The sequence below is a fragment of the Frankia sp. Mgl5 genome (assembly GCF_023242985.1).
Classification (GTDB): Bacteria; Actinomycetota; Actinomycetes; order Frankiales; family Frankiaceae; genus Parafrankia; species Parafrankia soli.
In genome coordinates this window covers 93,142-110,423 of record NZ_JALKFY010000001.1, presented here as the reverse complement: position 1 = coordinate 110,423, position 17,282 = coordinate 93,142, and the positions used below count along the sequence as shown (strand labels likewise).

14 protein-coding genes are annotated in these 17,282 nt (G+C 73.5%); 3 read left to right on the top strand and 11 right to left on the bottom strand.

The window, feature by feature from the left end; genetic code table 11:
* Positions 1-86 precede the first annotated feature (86 nt).
* From MXD62_RS00480 to MXD62_RS00445, 8 genes are all read right to left on the bottom strand, one after another.
* Positions 87-185, bottom strand: coding sequence for an AURKAIP1/COX24 domain-containing protein (locus tag MXD62_RS00480; RefSeq protein ID WP_003948845.1), 99 nt, complete (start codon positions 183-185; stop codon positions 87-89).
* Between the two features lie 102 nt (positions 186-287).
* The gene (proC, locus tag MXD62_RS00475; RefSeq protein WP_248827505.1) at positions 288-1,160 is read right to left on the bottom strand and encodes a pyrroline-5-carboxylate reductase; all 873 of its coding nucleotides are present in this window, start codon (positions 1,158-1,160) and stop codon (positions 288-290) included.
* 94 nt (positions 1,161-1,254) lie between these two features.
* Positions 1,255-3,681 carry an acyltransferase family protein gene (locus MXD62_RS00470; RefSeq protein ID WP_248827504.1) on the bottom strand — a complete coding sequence of 809 codons (2,427 nt, stop codon included), beginning with the start codon at positions 3,679-3,681 and terminating at the stop codon, positions 1,255-1,257.
* 399 nt (positions 3,682-4,080) lie between these two features.
* Positions 4,081-4,830 carry a class I SAM-dependent methyltransferase gene (locus tag MXD62_RS00465; protein ID WP_248827503.1) on the bottom strand — a complete coding sequence of 250 codons (750 nt, stop codon included), beginning with the start codon at positions 4,828-4,830 and terminating at the stop codon, positions 4,081-4,083.
* Positions 4,831-4,903: 73 nt separating this feature from the next.
* Positions 4,904-5,770 (bottom strand): sugar phosphate isomerase/epimerase, encoded by an 867-nt coding sequence (locus MXD62_RS00460; protein ID WP_248827502.1) that lies wholly within the window; start codon positions 5,768-5,770, stop codon positions 4,904-4,906.
* A gap of 493 nt (positions 5,771-6,263) precedes the next feature.
* Entirely contained in the window at positions 6,264-7,640 is a 1,377-nt protein-coding gene (locus tag MXD62_RS00455; RefSeq protein ID WP_248827501.1) for a Ppx/GppA phosphatase family protein, read from the bottom strand.
* Between the two features lie 223 nt (positions 7,641-7,863).
* The gene (locus MXD62_RS00450; RefSeq protein WP_026240240.1) at positions 7,864-8,544 is read right to left on the bottom strand and encodes a response regulator transcription factor; all 681 of its coding nucleotides are present in this window, start codon (positions 8,542-8,544) and stop codon (positions 7,864-7,866) included.
* A gap of 138 nt (positions 8,545-8,682) precedes the next feature.
* The gene (locus MXD62_RS00445) at positions 8,683-10,134 is read right to left on the bottom strand and encodes a cell wall metabolism sensor histidine kinase WalK (protein ID WP_248827500.1); all 1,452 of its coding nucleotides are present in this window, start codon (positions 10,132-10,134) and stop codon (positions 8,683-8,685) included.
* A 332-nt stretch (positions 10,135-10,466) separates the two neighbouring features.
* Here MXD62_RS00445 and phoU point away from each other — a divergent pair, with 332 nt between their 5' ends.
* Positions 10,467-11,111 (top strand): phosphate signaling complex protein PhoU, encoded by a 645-nt coding sequence (phoU, locus tag MXD62_RS00440; RefSeq protein ID WP_020463569.1) that lies wholly within the window; start codon positions 10,467-10,469, stop codon positions 11,109-11,111.
* Between the two features lie 179 nt (positions 11,112-11,290).
* Here the strand turns inward: phoU and MXD62_RS00435 are convergent, their stop codons facing one another.
* Entirely contained in the window at positions 11,291-12,028 is a 738-nt protein-coding gene (locus MXD62_RS00435) for a phosphoglyceromutase (protein WP_248827499.1), read from the bottom strand.
* Between the two features lie 483 nt (positions 12,029-12,511).
* Here MXD62_RS00435 and MXD62_RS00430 point away from each other — a divergent pair, with 483 nt between their 5' ends.
* Together MXD62_RS00430 and MXD62_RS00425 are read left to right on the top strand one after the other, a co-directional pair.
* Positions 12,512-12,946 (top strand): Fur family transcriptional regulator, encoded by a 435-nt coding sequence (locus MXD62_RS00430; protein ID WP_248827498.1) that lies wholly within the window; start codon positions 12,512-12,514, stop codon positions 12,944-12,946.
* Between the two features lie 7 nt (positions 12,947-12,953).
* Positions 12,954-14,198, top strand: a complete 1,245-nt coding sequence (locus MXD62_RS00425) for a folate-binding protein YgfZ (RefSeq protein WP_248827497.1) — start codon at positions 12,954-12,956, stop codon at positions 14,196-14,198.
* A gap of 77 nt (positions 14,199-14,275) precedes the next feature.
* On the opposite strand, the gene MXD62_RS00420 is transcribed toward MXD62_RS00425, so the two are convergent.
* A complete protein-coding gene (locus MXD62_RS00420; RefSeq protein ID WP_248827496.1) occupies positions 14,276-15,625 on the bottom strand; it encodes a transcriptional regulator in 1,350 nt (449 codons plus the stop codon).
* A gap of 528 nt (positions 15,626-16,153) precedes the next feature.
* A complete protein-coding gene (locus MXD62_RS00415; protein WP_248827591.1) occupies positions 16,154-17,281 on the bottom strand; it encodes an ABC transporter ATP-binding protein in 1,128 nt (375 codons plus the stop codon).
* Position 17,282 lies beyond the last annotated feature (1 nt).

The window sequence follows — 17,282 nt, the reverse complement described above, 5'->3', positions numbered from 1 at the left end:
GAAGGGACCCGCCGACGACGCGGCGGCACGTCCGGGATCCGCGCCCCTTGATCCGTGCCGCCCCGGCGTCCGCCGGCCCGCCGCCGCTACTTCTTGTTACGGCGCTGGACTCGCGTCCGCTTGAGCAGCTTGCGGTGCTTCTTCTTGGCCATACGCTTGCGACGCTTCTTGATTACGGAACCCACGTACCCGACCGATCTGTTGACGAGGTTTTTCCGAGCGAGCCTACCCGCCGGAACCCCCCGGCAAGACGACCGGTGCGGATCCCGGCCGGTGCCGGGACGGCGCTAGGACGCGCCGAGTTCCCGGGAACGCGCCCACGCCGCCTCGACCGCGTCGAGGACGGCCGCCCGTACCCCGCCGCGGTCGAGCTGCCGCAGCGCGGCCACGGTCGTCCCGCCGGGCGAGGTGACCGCCTCCCGCAGCAGCGACGGGTGCTCGCCCGCGGCCCCACCCGCGCCATCCGAGTCGCCCGGGTCGCCCGGGTCGCCCGGGTCGCCGGTGCCGGGATCGCGCAGCATGCGCGCGGATCCGGCGGCGGTCTGCACGACGAGCTCGGCCGCCAGCGCGCGCGGCAGGCCCAGCAGCACACCGCCCTCGATCATCGCCTCGATCAGGTAGAAGAAATAGGCCGGGCCGCTGCCCGACAGGGCCGTGACCGCGTCAAGCTGGGCCTCCGTCACCCGGACGACGCGACCGACCGGGCGGAGCATCTCCTCGACCGCGGCGACGTGCTCGTCGCCGGCGCCGGGCCCGGCGCACACCGCGGACATCGCCTCGCCGACGAGCAGCGGCGTGTTCGTCATCACCCGCACGACGGGGGTGCCCGGTGCCAGCCGCTCGGCGACGAACGCCGAGGTGATCCCGGCCGCCACTGAGACGACCAGCGCCCCGGGCGCGACGTGCGGAGCGAGCTGGGCGAGGACCGTGCCCATGTCCTGCGGCTTGGTCGCCAGGACGACGACACCGGCCTTCGCCGCCGCGGTGGCGGGATCCACCACCTCGACGCCGTACCGCCGGGTGATCTCGGCGGCCCGGCCCGGGTCGCGCTCGGCCGCGACGACCTCGGACGGCGTCCGCCCCGCCCGCAGCAGCCCGGACATCAGGGCGCCGCCGAGCCGGCCGGCCCCGACGATCGCGACAACGCTCGAACCCACCACCGAACACTTCCCTTCGCTCCGGTGCCCACCGCATCCGACGGCGACCACGCCGATGAAGGTTATGACCCGGGCTGCTCGGGACGTCCCATCGCTCTCACCAGTCGCGCCCCGCGCCCGGGACCGGGCCGAAAAGCGGGTCGGGCTCGGCGGGCTCGCGCCCGGCGCGCGGATCCCGGACGGGCTCGAGCACGTGGTCCCCGGCGTGGTCGGCGGGGCCGTGCCCGGCTCCGTCGAGACGGTCGAGGCCCTGGTCACGCCCGGGACCCCTGCTCTCCCCGGGCCCCCGCCCGTATGCCGGGCCGTGGCCGTGGGCAGGGCCGTGGCCGTTCCCCGGGCCGGGGCCATACGCCGGCGCATGACTGGGCCCCGGCACGTGACCGTGGCCCGGCACGTGACCCAGGGCCTGGCCGTGGGCGGGGCTGTGGCCGTACGCGGGCGCGTGGCCGGGTGCCGGGCCGGGCCGGTGGCCGGCCGGATGGGCGACCCCGGGCAGGCGGCCGGGATCGGCGGGATCGGCCGGGCGGCCGGGGCGGTCGCGCCCGGCCCGCGGGCCGGTCCCGTGGGCAGGGGGCGCGCCGGGGTCGAACGTCGAGGGGAGGTGGAGGTTCATGGTGTCGCCGCCCATCGACGCCGCCGGCCCCTGCCGGGGAGCGCCCATGGCCGGGCCCGCGTCCGCGGCCGATCCGGGGCCGCGGTTGAGGGCCGGGTAGGCCGCCCAGTCCGGGATGGGGGTCGGCTCGAACCCGCCGGCGTGCGTAGCGCCCACCGCCGGCCCGTGTTCGTACACGGGTGGCCCGTCGACGCGGTCGTAGACCACGTCGCCGGCCCGGGGCCCGCTCGGGCGCGGAACGGCCGGCATCGGCTGCGAATCCGGATCGTGGGAGTAGCCGGACCGGGCCGGCCCGGGCCCGTGCCCGTGCCCGGCCGGGCCGCCGCGGCCCGGGTAACCCTCGTCCACCCAGTCGACGTCGCCGTCCGACCAGTCTCCCGGCCGGGGCGGGGCGCCGGCCCGGCCACCGCGCCCGTCCGCCCGCCCGGCGTCGGCGGCGCTCGTGCCGACACCGGCGAGCACCGGCTCCAGCTCGGGCAGCTCCGGCAACTCGGACAGGTCCCGCTCCCGCGGCTCCCGCGGGCCGGCCTTGGCCGGCGCCTGGGCGGGGGCGCCCGCCGGGCCCGCGCCGGCCGCGGGGCGGGCCGGGCCACGCGGGGTGTCCGCCCACTTCGGCCGGCGCGCGATGACGGGCTTCTCGATGAAGCGGTTCGAGAAGTAGGCCGTGATCGTGGTGCAGACTGCGGCGACGACCACCGACGGCCAGAGCCCGATCCGCGGCACGAGCTGGCCGGCGGCGGCCGAGATGAACGGGTAGTGCCACAGGTAGATGCTGTAGGTGATCTTTCCTGTCCAGGCCATCTTCGGCGAGCCGAGCAGCCGCACCCACCGGGCGTCCCGGTTGACGTCGGCACCGATGATCAGCAGCGCGCCCAGGGCCGCGCTCGGCACGTAGGCCCCGTAGTCGATCCAGTTCGGTTCCGGGAGATCCTTGTTCGGCCCGAGGAAGGCCAGCAGGAACAGCACGATGCCGGCGGGAAGGCCGAGGGCGGCCAGTCGTCGTCCGCTCGTCCAGCGCTCGACGGCGGCGGCGGTCGCCGCGGAGTGAGCTCCGGTCGCGGCCTTCTTACCGTCCTTACCGTCGCCCTTCCTGCCGCCGTCCTTCCTGCCGCGGGCCACCGGGGTCGCCAGCGCGCGCAGCCGGTTGTCCCGCCAGACCGCGACGAGGCAGCCTATGAGCAGCGGGGCGATGTGGGTGTCGGGCGCGAGGTAGACCCGGCTGCGCGGGGCCCCGTTGGCGGCCATCATGTACGTCCAGCCCATGATCAGGCCGATCGAGGCGATCAGAAACGTCAACAGGTACGGGCGCAGCCGCGCGGAGCGGACGAAGAGCAGGAAGACCCACGGCCAGACCAGGTAGAACTGCTCCTCCATCGACAACGACCAGACGTGGGCCAGCCAGCGCCCGCCGCCCAGCGGGTTCTCGACCTTGTACCAGTTGTTGACGTTGAGGAACGTCGAGAGGGCGCTCTTGATGTAGTCGTCGCGGTATGGGATGTCATCCCACTTGAAGGCGACCGTGATGGCCAGGCCGACCAGAAGGTAGACCCACATCACCGGCATCAGCTTGTACGCGCGCCGGACGAGGAAGCGCCCGATCGAGACGGTGCCCGTGCGGGCCTGCTCGGCGAGCAGCAGAGTCGTGATCAGGAACCCGCTGAGCACGCAGAACATGTCGACGGCCACGTTGCTGGCGTGGACGGCGCCCATGTGGCCGGCGAGGATGATGTAGATGCAGATCACACGCAGACCGTCGAGCGCCGGGTTGTAGGCGAACTTCGCCGCCGCCGTCGCCTCCGCGTCGGTGGGCTGCCGGGTCTCGGCTGGCCCGGCCGGCGGGCGCGGGGTGGGCTTCGCCCGCCTGGCCGCCCCCGGCGGGCCGTCGGTCATCGGAAGCGAACCGGCTCTCACGATCGTGCGTCCCCTCCTTCAGCCAGGGACGCACGTGGCGACCGGGTGCGAGCACCCGGCAGACCCCTGGACCGCCGTCCGGCCGCGGGCCGTCCCGCCGTGCCCGACCCCCGCCGACCGGGATCAAGACCGGCGCACCCGGCCATGCGACGACACGGGCGAGTCGGTCAGAACCCCACGAACGCGCACGACAATAGCGGAAGCCCCTTATCAGACTTCCAGTCGCATACTCCTGACACGTTTCTAAAGGATCCGAAAGGAGTTGGACGATTACGAGAGGTATCCACCAACGGCCCGACCGCCCGGCGTCAAGGGAGCATCACGACGCCGCTACCTGTGCGAAGACACCTCGCGAACATCACCGGCGGATCCGCGCCGGCATCACGATCGGTTGGCGGTTCAGGGGACGCGCGCGACGACCAGCATCGTCCGGAACGGCTCGATGATCCGACCGTCGGGGAACGAGCGCAGCAGAGAGCGGCGCTCGGCCGCGAGGAAGTCCTCGAGCCGGTCACCGATCGCGGCGACGTACGACTTCGAGCGCAGCCACGTCTCGTAGAGATCGATGTCCAGCTCCCGGTGCCACCGGCAGGTCACCGTCGCCACCTCGGCGAACAGCCCCGTCCAACGCAGCTCGTCGGCGAACGGCCGGTTGCGGTACTCCCTGGTGTAGCCGGGGCTCATCGCCTCGAGGCGGTCCTGCTGGCGCTGATACCAGTGGAAGTCGTCGGCGTCGACGTCGTTCCACCACGCGGCGAGCGCTCCGCCGGGGCGAAGCACCCGGGCCGCCTCCGCCGCGGCCACCGGCACCCGCACCCAGTGCCAGGCCTGGGCGTAGGTGACCAGGTCCGCCGACGCGCTCCGGAGCGGCAGCGCCTCCCCGTCGCCCCGCACGACGGGCAGGTCCGGGGTCCGCCGCCGCAGCCGGTCGAGCATCACCGGGCCCAGCTCGACAGGCAGGACGGAGGCACCCCGGAAGATCATGGCCCTGGTGGCGATCCCCGTGCCCGCGCCCACGTCGACCACGCCGGCGCCGGCGACGGGCTGGTCGGCGAGCAGTTCCAGATCGGCGAAAAGCTGGTCCGGGTAGCCCGGCCGGGCCTGGTCGTACGCGTCGGCCAACGGGTCGAAGAGTGATCCAGGGGACACGCCCCGATAGTGGCCCCTACGCGGCAACTCCGCCACTGACAGTGGCTTACCCCACCGGACGGTAAGGCCCTCGTCAGGGAACCGGGACGACTCCGGCCGGAGCGGCGAGGTTGAGCCGGGTGAAGGCCAGCGCCTCGGCGAGGTCGGCCTCACGCTGGTCGCGCGACTCCGCGCGCCTGGTGTTGATCTCGACGACGACCGTGCCGTCGAACCCGTTCGCCGCGAGGCGCTCCAGCAGCTCGGCGCAGGGCTGCGTGCCGCGGCCGGGCACCAGGTGCTCGTCCTTCGCCAGCCCCGTGCCGTCCGCCATGTGGATGTGCGCGAGCCGGTCACCGAGCTCGTCCGCCATCAGCAGCGCATCCGACCGGGAGACGCTGGTGTGGGAGAGATCCAGCGTGACGTGCCGGTAGCCGTCGTCGATCGGCGACCAGTCAGGGGCGTAGGCCGAGACCTCCCGGCCCCGGGCGCGCAGCGGGAACATGTTCTCCACCGCGAAGCGGACGTCCGTCTCGCCGGCCATCCGGTGGATGCCGGCGACGAACTCGCGGGCGTAGTCGCGCTGCCACCGGAACGGTGGATGAACGACGACCGTGGGCGCCTCGAGGGTCTCCGCCACCGCCCGCGCGCGCTCGAGTTTCGCCCACGGGTCCGTCCCCCACACCCGCTGCGTCAGCAGCAGGCACGGCGCGTGCACGGCCAGGATGGGGATGCCGTGGTAGTCACGGAGCCGGCGCAGTGCCTGCGGGTCCTGGCTGACCGGGTCCGTCCAGACCATGATCTCGACGCCGTCGTAGCCGAGCCGCGCCGCCATCTCGAAGGCGGTCGCCGTCGACTCCGGGTAGGTGGAGGCCGTGGAGAGTGCCACCAGCCCACCGCCCACCGGCTGGGACCCGGCGGCGGGTGGGCCGGCCGGCGCCCCGAGCCGCGGGGTGACGACCATGCCGGCCGACGACGCCGCCGCCGGAGGCACCGCCGGCGAAGATGCTGCCGGTGAAGCGCCCACTGACGGAGATGGCGTTGGCGGAGGCGTCGCCGGCGAGGACCCCGCCGACGGCGGCGCCGGCGCCACCGGCCGCCTCCTGGCACCGCGTTGCTGCACTTCGGCTCCCGTATCAGGATCTCGGCGGCCGAACGGCCGGACGCCTGTTTTGACCGGACCCGTCCCGGACCGGCGAGGAACCGGCCCCGTCATCCAGGCTAGGCCATACCCGGCGCGCCGCCTCCCGGGCCTTTGCTCCGCCAGGAGGCGGAACGCATCGCCGGACAGGCCCGACGGTGCCGCCCGCAGGCCCGGGCCCGGTAACCGGACCAGCGGCGCGACGGCAGGACCAGCGGTGCGGTGCGGGTGTCCGACGGATGACCGGCCCCGCGCCCACGGCGCTCCCGCGTTCAGAATCGCCGACGACGAGACCACACAGTGACGCAAGTCATCGCTACCGCGCCGGTGGAAGTGAACGCGGGCCGTCCAGTCCCGAGGTCAGCAGGTCGAGCCGGCGCAGGATCACCCCCTCGCGCAGCGCCCAGGGGCAGATCTCCACCTCCTCGAGGTTGAACAGATCCAGCGCCTCAGCCGCCACAACGGCGCCCGCGATCAGCTGGCTGGCCCGCGACGCGGAGACACCCGCCAGCGCCGCGCGCTCGGCGGCCGACATCCGGCACACCCGCGCGGCCACCTCCACGAGGTCCTCCCGGCGCAGGACCCGCCGCACGTACGGCCCGCGGCCGTAGGGCGCGGCGCCGGAGACACGGGCCAGCGAGCGGAAGGTCTTGGACGTCGCCACCGCCCGGGTCGGCTCGCCCACGTGGTACAGCGACCCGACGACCGGCGCGATCTGCGCCCGGACATAGCGGCGCAGCGCGTTGAGCTCCGAACGCTTGGGCGGGTCGTTCTCGCTGAGCCAGTCCCTGGTCAGCCGGCTCGCGCCGAGCGGGAGGGAGGCGACGACCTCGGGGTCCTCGTGCATGCCCGCGCCGATCTCCAGCGAGCCGCCGCCGATGTCGAGCGCGAGCAACCGTCCCGCGCTCCAGCCGAACCACCGGCGCACCGCCAGGAAGGTGAGCCGCGCCTCGGCCTCACCCGGCAGGACGGCGACCTCCAGCCCGGTGTCGGCGCGTACCCGCGTCAGCACCTCGTCCCCGTCCGGGGCCTCCCGCACGGCTGACGTGGCGAAGGCGACCAGGTCGACCACGTGCAGGTCCTGGGCGTGCGCCCGCAGCTGCTGGATGCAGTCGGTCAGCGCCTGCTCACCACGCTCGGCCAGCCGCCCGTCGTCGTCGAGCAGTTCGACCAGACGCAACGGCACCCGCACGCTCGCGGCCGGCTGCGGCTGGCCACCCCGGTGCGCGTCCACCACCAGCAGGTGGACGGTGTTCGACCCGATGTCGATCACACCGAGGCGCATCGGGCCGTGCGGATGACCGGGAGGCGCCGCGACCCGGTTGTCCGCGGCCGGGGCGGTGGGCCGCAGGCCACGCTCCAGCTCACGCAGCGCACCATCGTCGCCGCTCCGCGGAGCCTGGCCGCCGGTGCCGGCGCCGGCGGTGTCAGCACCAGCCGAGTCGGCACCAGCCGCGCCCGGGCCGATGATGTCCGCGGCTGCTTCGTTCACGCCGGTCGCGTCCGCCCCGGGCTCGACAGCACTGGTCTCGACAGCACTGGTCTCACCAGCGCCGAGCTCACCAGCGCCGGACTCAACAGCGCCGGACTGGTCGGCGCCGGGCTGGTCGGCGCCGGGCTGGTCGGCGCCGGCCCTGTTAACCGGGACACCTCCACCCGGTCCCCGGCGCGCCAGCGCCGGTCTCAACCGCACCGCCGGTCACCCGCCCGGATCGCCATCCGACCGATGGCCCCGCGACGGCCCGTCCTACGACCGCTCGTCACCGGACTGGTCACCCCCCTGTGTATGCCACCGCCGACGCCCCGTGACCGGGAGGCCGCGCGTGACCCGCCCCGGAATCCGTCCGTCCCGGGCGCCCATCCAACCTAGTGCCGCTTCCGACCACGTCAGCCGGCCAGTGGGGGGCGGGAGCCGGTCAGGGCTCGAACTTGTAACCCAGGCCACGCACCGTCACCAGGTGCCGCGGCGCCCCCGGCTCGGCCTCGATCTTGGTGCGCAGGCGCTTCACGTGGACGTCGAGCGTCTTGGTGTCGCCGACGTAGTCCGACCCCCAGACCCGGTCGATCAGCTGGCCGCGGGTGAGCACCCGGCCCGCGTTGCGCAGGAACATCTCCAGCAGCTCGAACTCCTTGAGCGGCAGCGCGACCTGGCTGCCGTCGACGGTGACGACATGCCGCTCGACGTCCATCCGCACCCGGCCGACCTCCAGGGTGGCGTCGGACACCTCCTCGGTCTCCACCCGGCGGCGCAGGACGGCGCGGATCCGGGCGACGAGCTCGCGGGCCGAGAACGGCTTCGTCACGTAGTCGTCGGCGCCCAGCTCGAGGCCGACCACCTTGTCGATCTCGCTGTCCCGGGCGGTGAGCATGATCACAGGCACGGTCGAGCGGGCGCGCAGCGTGCGGCAGACCTCCGTCCCGGACAGGCCGGGGAGCATGAGGTCGAGCAGGATCAGGTCGGCACCGTGCCGGTCGAACTCGGCCAGCGCGCTGGGCCCGTCACCGACGACGGCGACCTCGAACCCCTCACGCTCCAACATGAACGACAACGCATCGGAGAAGGACTCCTCGTCCTCGACCACGAGCAGCCTGGTCACCGTCACGCTCCCTGTACTCCGGCGTCCGCCGGGATCTCCGGGGACGAAATGTTTCACCGCGCGGTGTCACACCGTTTTACGGCCGGTGCCGGGAACAGGGGCCACCGCTGAAAAGCCGGTTGGAATACCGGCTCCGGATCATGCTCCGGGGCCGCCGTGGCCGGTTCCGGAGGAATTCTCGGACGCGACCGGAGCGGCCGCCGCCGGCCGGGTGCGACCAGCTGATTCGTGCACAGTTTCCGCCAGGACCGGGCCCCGCGACGCGGAATCGGCGAGATCGGGTGCGTCGACTGGCGGCCGCAACGGAACGACACCGCTCGGCCGCGACGGCGCCGTGCCACCAGGCTCGACCGCGCCACCGGGCTCGACCGTGCCACCGGATCTCGCCGCGGGGCCGGCTTTCGCCGCCCCGCCGGACTTCCCCGCACGGCCTGTTTCGGAGCGGCCCGCTCCGAACCCGGTCGCCTTGGGATCGTCGGTACCGGAGGGTAGGCGCAGCGTGAACGTCGAGCCCCGGCCCTCCGCGCTCCATACGCTCACCGAACCGCCGTGGTTGGTCGCGATGTGCTTCACGATAGCCAGGCCGAGACCAGTTCCCCCGGTCGCCCGGGAACGCGCCGGGTCGGCGCGGTAGAAACGCTCGAAGACCCGTTCCAGGTCCTTCTCGGCGATGCCGATTCCCTCGTCCGCGACTGATATCTCTATTGTTCCGCCGACCTGGCGGACTCCCAGCACGACCCGTGTGCCGCGCGGCGAGTAGCTGATGGCGTTGTCCAGCAGGTTCGCCACGGCGGTGACCAGCTGGTTCTCGTCGCCGCGGACCCGCAGCCCGCCGGCGCCGATGACGGCGACCGAGATCTCCTGCGCCTGCGCGCTGAACCGGTTCCGGTCGACGGCCTCCGCGAGCACCACCGAGACCGGCACCGGGGCCAGGTCGGGCATCGGCTCGGCGCCCTGCAGCCGGGAGAGGTCGATGATCTCCTGGACCAGCCGGGCCAGCCGGGTGGACTCGTGCGTCATCCGCGACGCGAAACGGCGCACGGCCACCGGGTCCTCGCTGGCCTCGCTGACCGCCTCCGCGAGCACGTGCAGCGCCCCGACGGGCGTCTTGAGCTCGTGGCTGACGTTGGCGACGAAATCGCGCCGGACGGCCTCGACCCGCCGCGAGTCGGTGATGTCGTCGAGCAGGACCGAGACGTACCCGCTGTCACCGAGCGGGCGTGCGTATGCCCAGACGGCCAGCGCGGTCTGGTCCGGACGGGCCCTGGTCAGCGGTGGCTCGGGCACCGGCGGCAGGTCCAACTGACGGTTGCGCTCGGCCGCGGCGGACCGGCAGGCCTTCACCAGATCCGCCACCTCGCCCACGCTGAGCTCGTCACCGTCGACGACACCCATCCGGCGGGCGGCGGAGTTGACCAGCACGACCACGTCCTCGGCGTTCACCACCACCAGCCCGGAGGGCAGGCCGGCGATCACCTGTCGGACGAGGTGGGCGGGCAGCGTGTGCGGGCCGGTGGCGGCCGCCGCCGCGCCGCGGGGGCCGGCGTCCGTCGCACCGCCCCGATCAGCCGAGTCAGGCCGCCGTGCCATCGCCGCGTCCCCTCCACGATGCCGCGACCCGACCGTCGAGGGCACCCGTACCGGCCCTGCAGGGCCAACCCCGACGAAACGCGACGTGACCGGTTGTCATGTCATCGTCCGACCTGTCCCCCACGTGCCGAATGTTAGGCGCCACCAGGTCGTCCGCGCCTTGGCTCGCAATGGTTCACGGCCGATGGTCGCCAGGTGTTCATCCGGCCTATCGTCGATGTTCACCCGACGGCGACGGCTGCGCATCATCGTCTGACGTCAACCCCCGAGGACCACCGAACGACTGTGATCGAATGGTGCTCCGAACCTCGCCTAGCTGTAAGGAGCCGTCTGTGCGGGACGTCTTCCAGGAAGAACTGGAAAGCATCAACCAATCGCTGATCGAGATGACCAGCATGGTCGCCTCGGCGATGGCACGGGCCACCACCTCGCTCCTGGACGCCGATCTTCAGCTCGCCGAGAACGTGATCAGTGCGGACGAGACCGTCGACCTGCTCCGCAACGAGATCGAGGAGCGGGCCTTCGATGTGATGGCCCGGCAGGCCCCGGTCGCGACCGACCTGCGGATGATGGTGACCACGCTGCGTATCGTCGCCGACCTGGAGCGGATGGGCGACCTCGCCCTGCACGTGGCCAAGGTCGCCCGGCGCCGCTACCCCGGGCGGGCGGTCCCGCCCGAACTGCACGCCACGATGTTGCAGATGGGCCAGGTCGCGCAGCGCATCGTCGCCAAGGCCGGCTCGGTGATCGCCAGCCGGGACGCCGAGCTCGCCAAGGAGCTGGAGGCCGACGACGACGCGATGGACGGGCTGCACCGCGCCCTGTTCCACGTGCTGATCGAGAAGCCGTGGACCCACGGCATGGAGGCCGCCATCGACATCACCCTGTGCGGCCGCTACTACGAGCGCTATGCCGACCACGCCGTGTCGGTCGCCCGCCGGGTGATCTACCTGGTCACCGGCGAGAAGGCGGGCTGACGACCCGCCCGCCCCGGCTTCTCGCCGCCCGCCCCGCGCCTTCGACGACCCGCCCTCGCGCTCGGCCCCCGCGCTCGGCCGCCAGCCCTCCGCCCACGGCCACCCGCACTCCGCCCGCGGCCACCCGCCCACGCGCCGCGCGACCGTCGCGCGCCGCTGCCTGTGCCGCCGCCTGGCGACTACTTCTTCTTGCCCTGAGCCGCGACGGCCGCGGCGGCGGTCTCCGCCGCGGCCGGGTCGAGATAGCCCGAGTCCAGCACCTTGAGATCGTCGTCCAGCTCGTAGCGCAGCGGGATGCCGGTCGGGATGTTCAGGTTCGCGATGTCGGTGTCGGAGATCCCGTCAAGGTGCTTGACCAGCGCCCGCAGCGAGTTCCCGTGCGCCGTGACGAGCACCGTCCCGCCGGCGCGCAGGTCCGGGACGATCGAGTCGTACCAGTAGGGCAGCATGCGGACCACGACGTCCTGCAGGCACTCGGTCAGCGGGATCACATCGGAGGCAAGACCGGCGTACCGCTCGTCCACCCCGCTCGGCTGGCCCGGCTCGATGGGTGGCGGTGGCGTGTCGTAGGAACGGCGCCAGAGCTGGAACTGCTCCTCGCCGAACTTCGCCAGGGTCTCAGCCTTGTTCAGCCCCTGCAGGCCGCCGTAGTGCCGCTCGTTGAGGCGCCAGCTGCGGCGCACCGGCACCCAGGTGCGGCCGGCCGCGTCCAGGGCGAGCCACGCGGTGCGGATGGCCCTGGTCAGCAGGGACGTGTGCACCACATCGGGCAGGACCCCGGCCTCCTGGAGCAGCTCCCCGCCGCGCGTGGCCTCCTTGAGGCCCTTCTCGGACAGATCGACGTCCACCCAGCCGGTGAACAGGTTCTCACGGTTCCACGTGCTCTCGCCGTGGCGGAGCAGGACGAGCGTCGGCATAGGTGAATCCTGCCCGCTCGGCCCGGTACTCGGCCAGTGTCCTCCGCTGGTCCCCGCGCACCGCCGGGAACGCGGCGCCCTGGGGAGGGTGGCGACCTGGGGAGCGTGGCGGCGCTGGAAACACGGTGTTGCCGGAAATGCAGCGACCCCCGGGTGCTCCGCCCCGCATAGGGCGGGACGGGCCGTCGGGACTAACGACGGCACCCGGGGGTCGGGTGTCTGCCTGGTACTCGCCGGTGCCGGTGCCCGAGGGCCACCCGGCAGGGGGTGAGGACCACGAGACCGGCTAGCGGACAGTCACCTCACGAGTCCTATGTGCATACAAAGCCTGGACCACCTCCCTTCTCGTGTACCGGGAACGCTACGCGCGGGCCGGCCGCCGTCGCAAACGGTTTTTTCCGCGGGCTTCCCGCGGGCGCTCCGCGAGGAGCACGGCGTGGTCCGCCCCTCCTGGATCCGCCCGGCGGGGCCTAGACTTTCTCCATGGCGGCCAAGGTCGACGACTGGCACACACGGCTCCGGGCGCGCGGGTATCGCCTGACGCCGCAGCGCCAACTGGTGCTGGAGGCCGTCGCCCGGCTGGGCCACGCCACCCCGGAGGCGATCGTCCACGAGGTGCGGCAGACGGCCAGCGGGGTGAACATCTCCACCGTGTACCGCACCCTCGACCTGCTCGAGGAGCTCGACCTCGTCTCGCACGCGCACCTCTCACACGGCGCGCCGACCTACCACGTCACCGGGGTCGACCCGCACGTGCACCTGGTCTGCGGCGCCTGTGGGGCCATCCTGGAGATCTCGCCCGAGCGGCTCGCGGGCATCGTCGGCGAGCTGCGCGCGGAGCTGGGCTTCACCGTCGACATGGAGCACCTCACACTGGCGGGCCGGTGCGCGGAGTGCACAGCGGCCGGAAGGCGTTAGACCTGGCATGAGCACCGACACGCAGACCCTCCGGCCGGCCCCGGCCCCGTCTCCGCTGCTCGCGCGGCCCGGAGCGGTCGCGGCCCCCGAGCCGGACGCGACGGTCGCGGCCCACTACGGCGATCCGCTGCGCGAGCAGCGCCGGGCGGTCACCACCGCGGTGCTGGTCGACCGCTCCAACCGCGGCGTGCTGCGCGTCACCGGTCCGGAGCGGCTCACCTGGCTGCACAGTCTGACCTCGCAGCACCTGTCGCAGCTGGCCCCGGGGCGAGGCACCGAGGCACTGGTGCTCTCCCCGCACGGCCACATCGAGCACCATCTGGTGCTCGCCGACGACGGCACCGCCACCTGGATCGACGTCGAGCCCGGGAGCGCGCCGCGGCTGCTGTCCTTCCTGGAGTCGATGCGGTTCATGCTCCGGGTCGAGCCGGGTGACGCCACGGCCGAGACGGCCGTCCTGTCGCTGCTCGGCCCGGGCGCGGCCGACGTCGCCCGGGCCGTGTTCGGGCCGTCCGCCGTCCCCGGCGAGGCAGGCGGCGGTCCTGCCGCGGGCACTGCCGCCGCGGGCTCCCCCACCGCGGCCGGTGCCGTGACCACCGGCCCGTACCCGGTCACCCGCGCGGCGGCCACGACCGACCCGACCGCCACCGACCCGGCCGCCACCGGCGCGGCCGTGGGCGGCCCGGCCCCCCTGATCCGCCGGATGCCCTACGGGCTGGACCTGCTGGTCGCACGCGCGGATCTCGCCACGATCGCCGACCAGCTGGTGGGCGCCGGAGCCACCCCGGCCGGCCTGAGCGCGTTCGAGGCGCTGCGGATCGCCGCGCGCCGGCCGCGCCTGGGCCGGGAGACCGACCACCGCACCATCCCGCACGAGGTGGGGTGGCTGCCGGCCGCCGTGCACCTGGACAAGGGGTGCTACCGCGGCCAGGAGACCGTCGCCCGGGTACACAACCTGGGTCGCCCGCCTCGGCGCATGGTGCTGCTGCACCTGGACGGCGCCGTCGCGGCTCCGGGTACCCCGGTCACCGCGGGCGGTCGTGCGGTCGGCTTCGTCGGGGCGTCCGAGATGCATCACGAGCTGGGCCCGATCGCGCTGGCCGTGGTGAAGCGCTCGCTTCCGGCGGACGCAGTGCTCGTCGTCACCGACCCCGACGGCGCCCAGGTGGCGGCGACGATCGACCCCGAGGCCGGCCCGGAGCAGCCGACCCGTCCCGCGGGGCGCCTGCTGCACCCGCACACCGGAGGCTGACCGGCGGCGGAGGCTGACCGGCGGCCACCGCCCGCCTGTCCGGCGGCCGCCGGGATGACCGGCGGGCCGCCGGTCACTCAGGCCGTGCGAGCCAGTACCTGGTCGAGCTCACGCGCGGCCGGGTCCGCCGAGTGCCGGCGCAGCCGCCGCCGGACCTCGTCGGCACGCCGGCTGTTCCGCTTCGACCGGGTCGCCTCCAGCATCGGCAGGGCCTCCTTCGCCAGCGAGCACCCGCTGTCGAGGTTGCCCAGGTCGATCTGGACCGCGGCCCGCCGCAACAGGTAGGTCGCGCGGTCCCGGGTGCGCTCGTGCGGGTGGATGGCCAGCGAGCCCTCGAGCCAGCGATCGGCGTGCACGAGGTGGCCGAGGTCGATGTAGCAGCTGCCGACCTGCGCCTGGTACTCGGCGTCGTCGAAGTAGGCCGACCAGGCCGGGTCCTCCGCGCGTGCCTCGACGAACGCCGCCTCGGCGCAGGCCAGCGCCTGGGCGCAGGCGCTGGCCTCGCCCAGCGCGGCGTGCGCGCGGGCCCGGCGCATCTGCAGCATCGCCGCGACCCGGCCGGTCGCCCGCCGCGCGCTGGCGACCGCGGCCTCCGCCAGGTCGACCGCCTCACGCGGCCGGGCGAAGTCCACGCACTGCAGCGACATGTTCTTCAGGACGTTCGCGCCGAGCATCCGGTCCCCCGCGGCGTGCGCGGCGTGCAGCGCGGTCACCCAGTACCGCTGCGCCGCGGTCTGGAAGCCGGCGTCGAAGGAGACCCAGCCGGCGAACCGGGCGAGCTCGGCCGCGACCAGGTGCAGGTGCCGGCCGATCCCCTCGGTGTAGGAGCCGCGGGCGAGCAGGTCTGCGACCACGCCGAGTTCGGCGTCCACCAGCCGCCGCACGCTCTCCCCGCCGAGACGCTCGTCCATCACCCGCAGGCCGGGGATGTTGTGCTCGATCCGGTTGACGATCTGCTCGTCCACCTGGCCGCCGGCGAGCGCGGCCTGCAGCCGGGCCGGCTCGAGGCCGAGCCACTCCGACGACAGCGACGCGACACCGGGCCCGGTGATGGTCAGGAAGCCACGGCGGTCGGTCAGCGCGTCCTCGACGACGTCCATGAGCGAGGTGACGCTGCCCGAGGCCGTCCACGGGTACTCCGTGCGCACGGCGTCACCGGTCGGCAGCCAGGACGGCCACGGGTGGGACTCCAGCCGGTCGGTGGGGACCCCGAGCTCGGCGGCGAGCGCCAGCTGGGAGACGCGGTCCGGCACGACCCCGCGGTGCTCCCAGCGCCAGACCTTCTGCCGCTCCGCGGCCATGTTCGCGACGCCGAGATCTCGGGCACGACGCGCGACGACGCGTGCCAGGCGTTGGTAGGACCACCCACGCTGAGCGCGGACGAAGGCGAGGGGATGGGTGCAGGCGTGGGCATTGTCCGTCAGCATCGACGTCTCTCCTCTAGTCGCTGACACAGTCGCTTGCGTGACCAGCTAGCAACGCTATGTCGCGACATCTTCGTGTCCCAGGGCGATGGAGAGTGCGTTGTGAGCGAAGAGGTAACGCACGGACCACTTCAGCGACGTGATTGCACGGTTCGCTCGCCAAAGCGCGTGCGACGATGCCCGCATCGTCCCGTAGGCGCCAGATGCGGCACAGGGCCGGACAAGTCCACCCGCGCTCCGCCCACCTCGCGGACGGGCACTCGCGCCCGGGGCCGGCCGAGGCGGGCCCGCCGCCGGCACCCACGCGAGGGCTGCCGGTCGGGGCCACGGGGATGATCCACCTTAGACACAGGCCGGAGCACAGTCGCCTTTGCCCCGGAATGAGCGTCAGCCATCCGACAGGCGCCGGCCAGGGTCCAAGGTCCGGAGTTTCCAAGGTCCGGACTTGGGGACCTCAGGACACCCGCGAAACGACAAAGGACCTCCGGAGGAACACTCCGGAGGTCCTGAGGTGCAGGTCAGCGGTGGTGGTCAGGACGGCTGGCGCGCCGGGGGGATCGGCAGCGACCGGCCGTCCGGGCCGAAACAGAGCAGTGCCGAGGCCGGCGCGGTCACCGTGACCGGCTCGTCGGGCGCGACCCGCACCTGGGCCGCCACCCGCACCCCGAGCGTTCCGGCCGCCGATCGCACATAGACGGTGCGCTCCGCACCGAGCCGCTCGGCGACAACGACGTGCCCCTTCACCCGGAACCCGTCACCCACACCCACACCCGCGCCCACGCCCGCGGCGGAGTCGCCGAGCCGCAGGTGCTCGGGCCGCACCCCGACGGCGACCGCGGCGGCGGGTGCCGGCGCGGAGAAGCCCGGTCCGCGCAGGATGCCGTCCGCCCAGGTGCCCTCGAAGACGTTCATCGGCGGGCTGCCGACGAACGTCGCGACGAACCGGGTGGCCGGCAGGTCGTAGATCTCGTCCGGGGTGCCGATCTGCTCGACGGCGCCCCGGTTCATCACCGCCACCCGGTCGCCCACCGCCATCGCCTCGGCCTGGTCGTGGGTGACGAACACGGCGGTGGTGCCCAGTTGGCGCAGCAGGCCGACGATCTCCACTCGCAGCTCCACCCGCAGCTTCGCGTCCAGCCCGGACATCGGCTCGTCCAGCAGGACGACGCGGGCGCGGGTGGCCAGCGCGCGCCCGATCGCCACCCGCTGGCGCTGCCCGCCCGACATCTGGGCGGGGCGCCGCCGGGCGAGGTCGGCGATGCCGAGCATTCGCAGCGTCTCGGCGGCGCGCTCCCGGGCCGCCGCCTTGGACATCCCGCGCCCGTAGCGCAGGGCCAGCACGAGATTGTCCGTCGCGGACAGGTGCGGGTAGAGGGCGAAGTGCTGGAAGACCATCGAGACGTCACGCCGGTGCGGCGGGACGCCGAGCTGGCTGTCGCCGTCGAAACGCAGGTCACCCGAGGTCGGCGCGTCCAGCCCGGCGAGGATGCGCAGCAGCGTCGACTTGCCCGACCCGGACGGGCCGAGCAGGGCGACGATCTCACCGGCCTCGATCGCCAGGTCGACCCCGGCGAGGGCGTGCACGGAGCCGAAGTCCCGGCCGATGCCCACAGCCTCGATCCGGGCCCCCGAAGTGGCGGTGACCGGGCTCGCCGGCAGC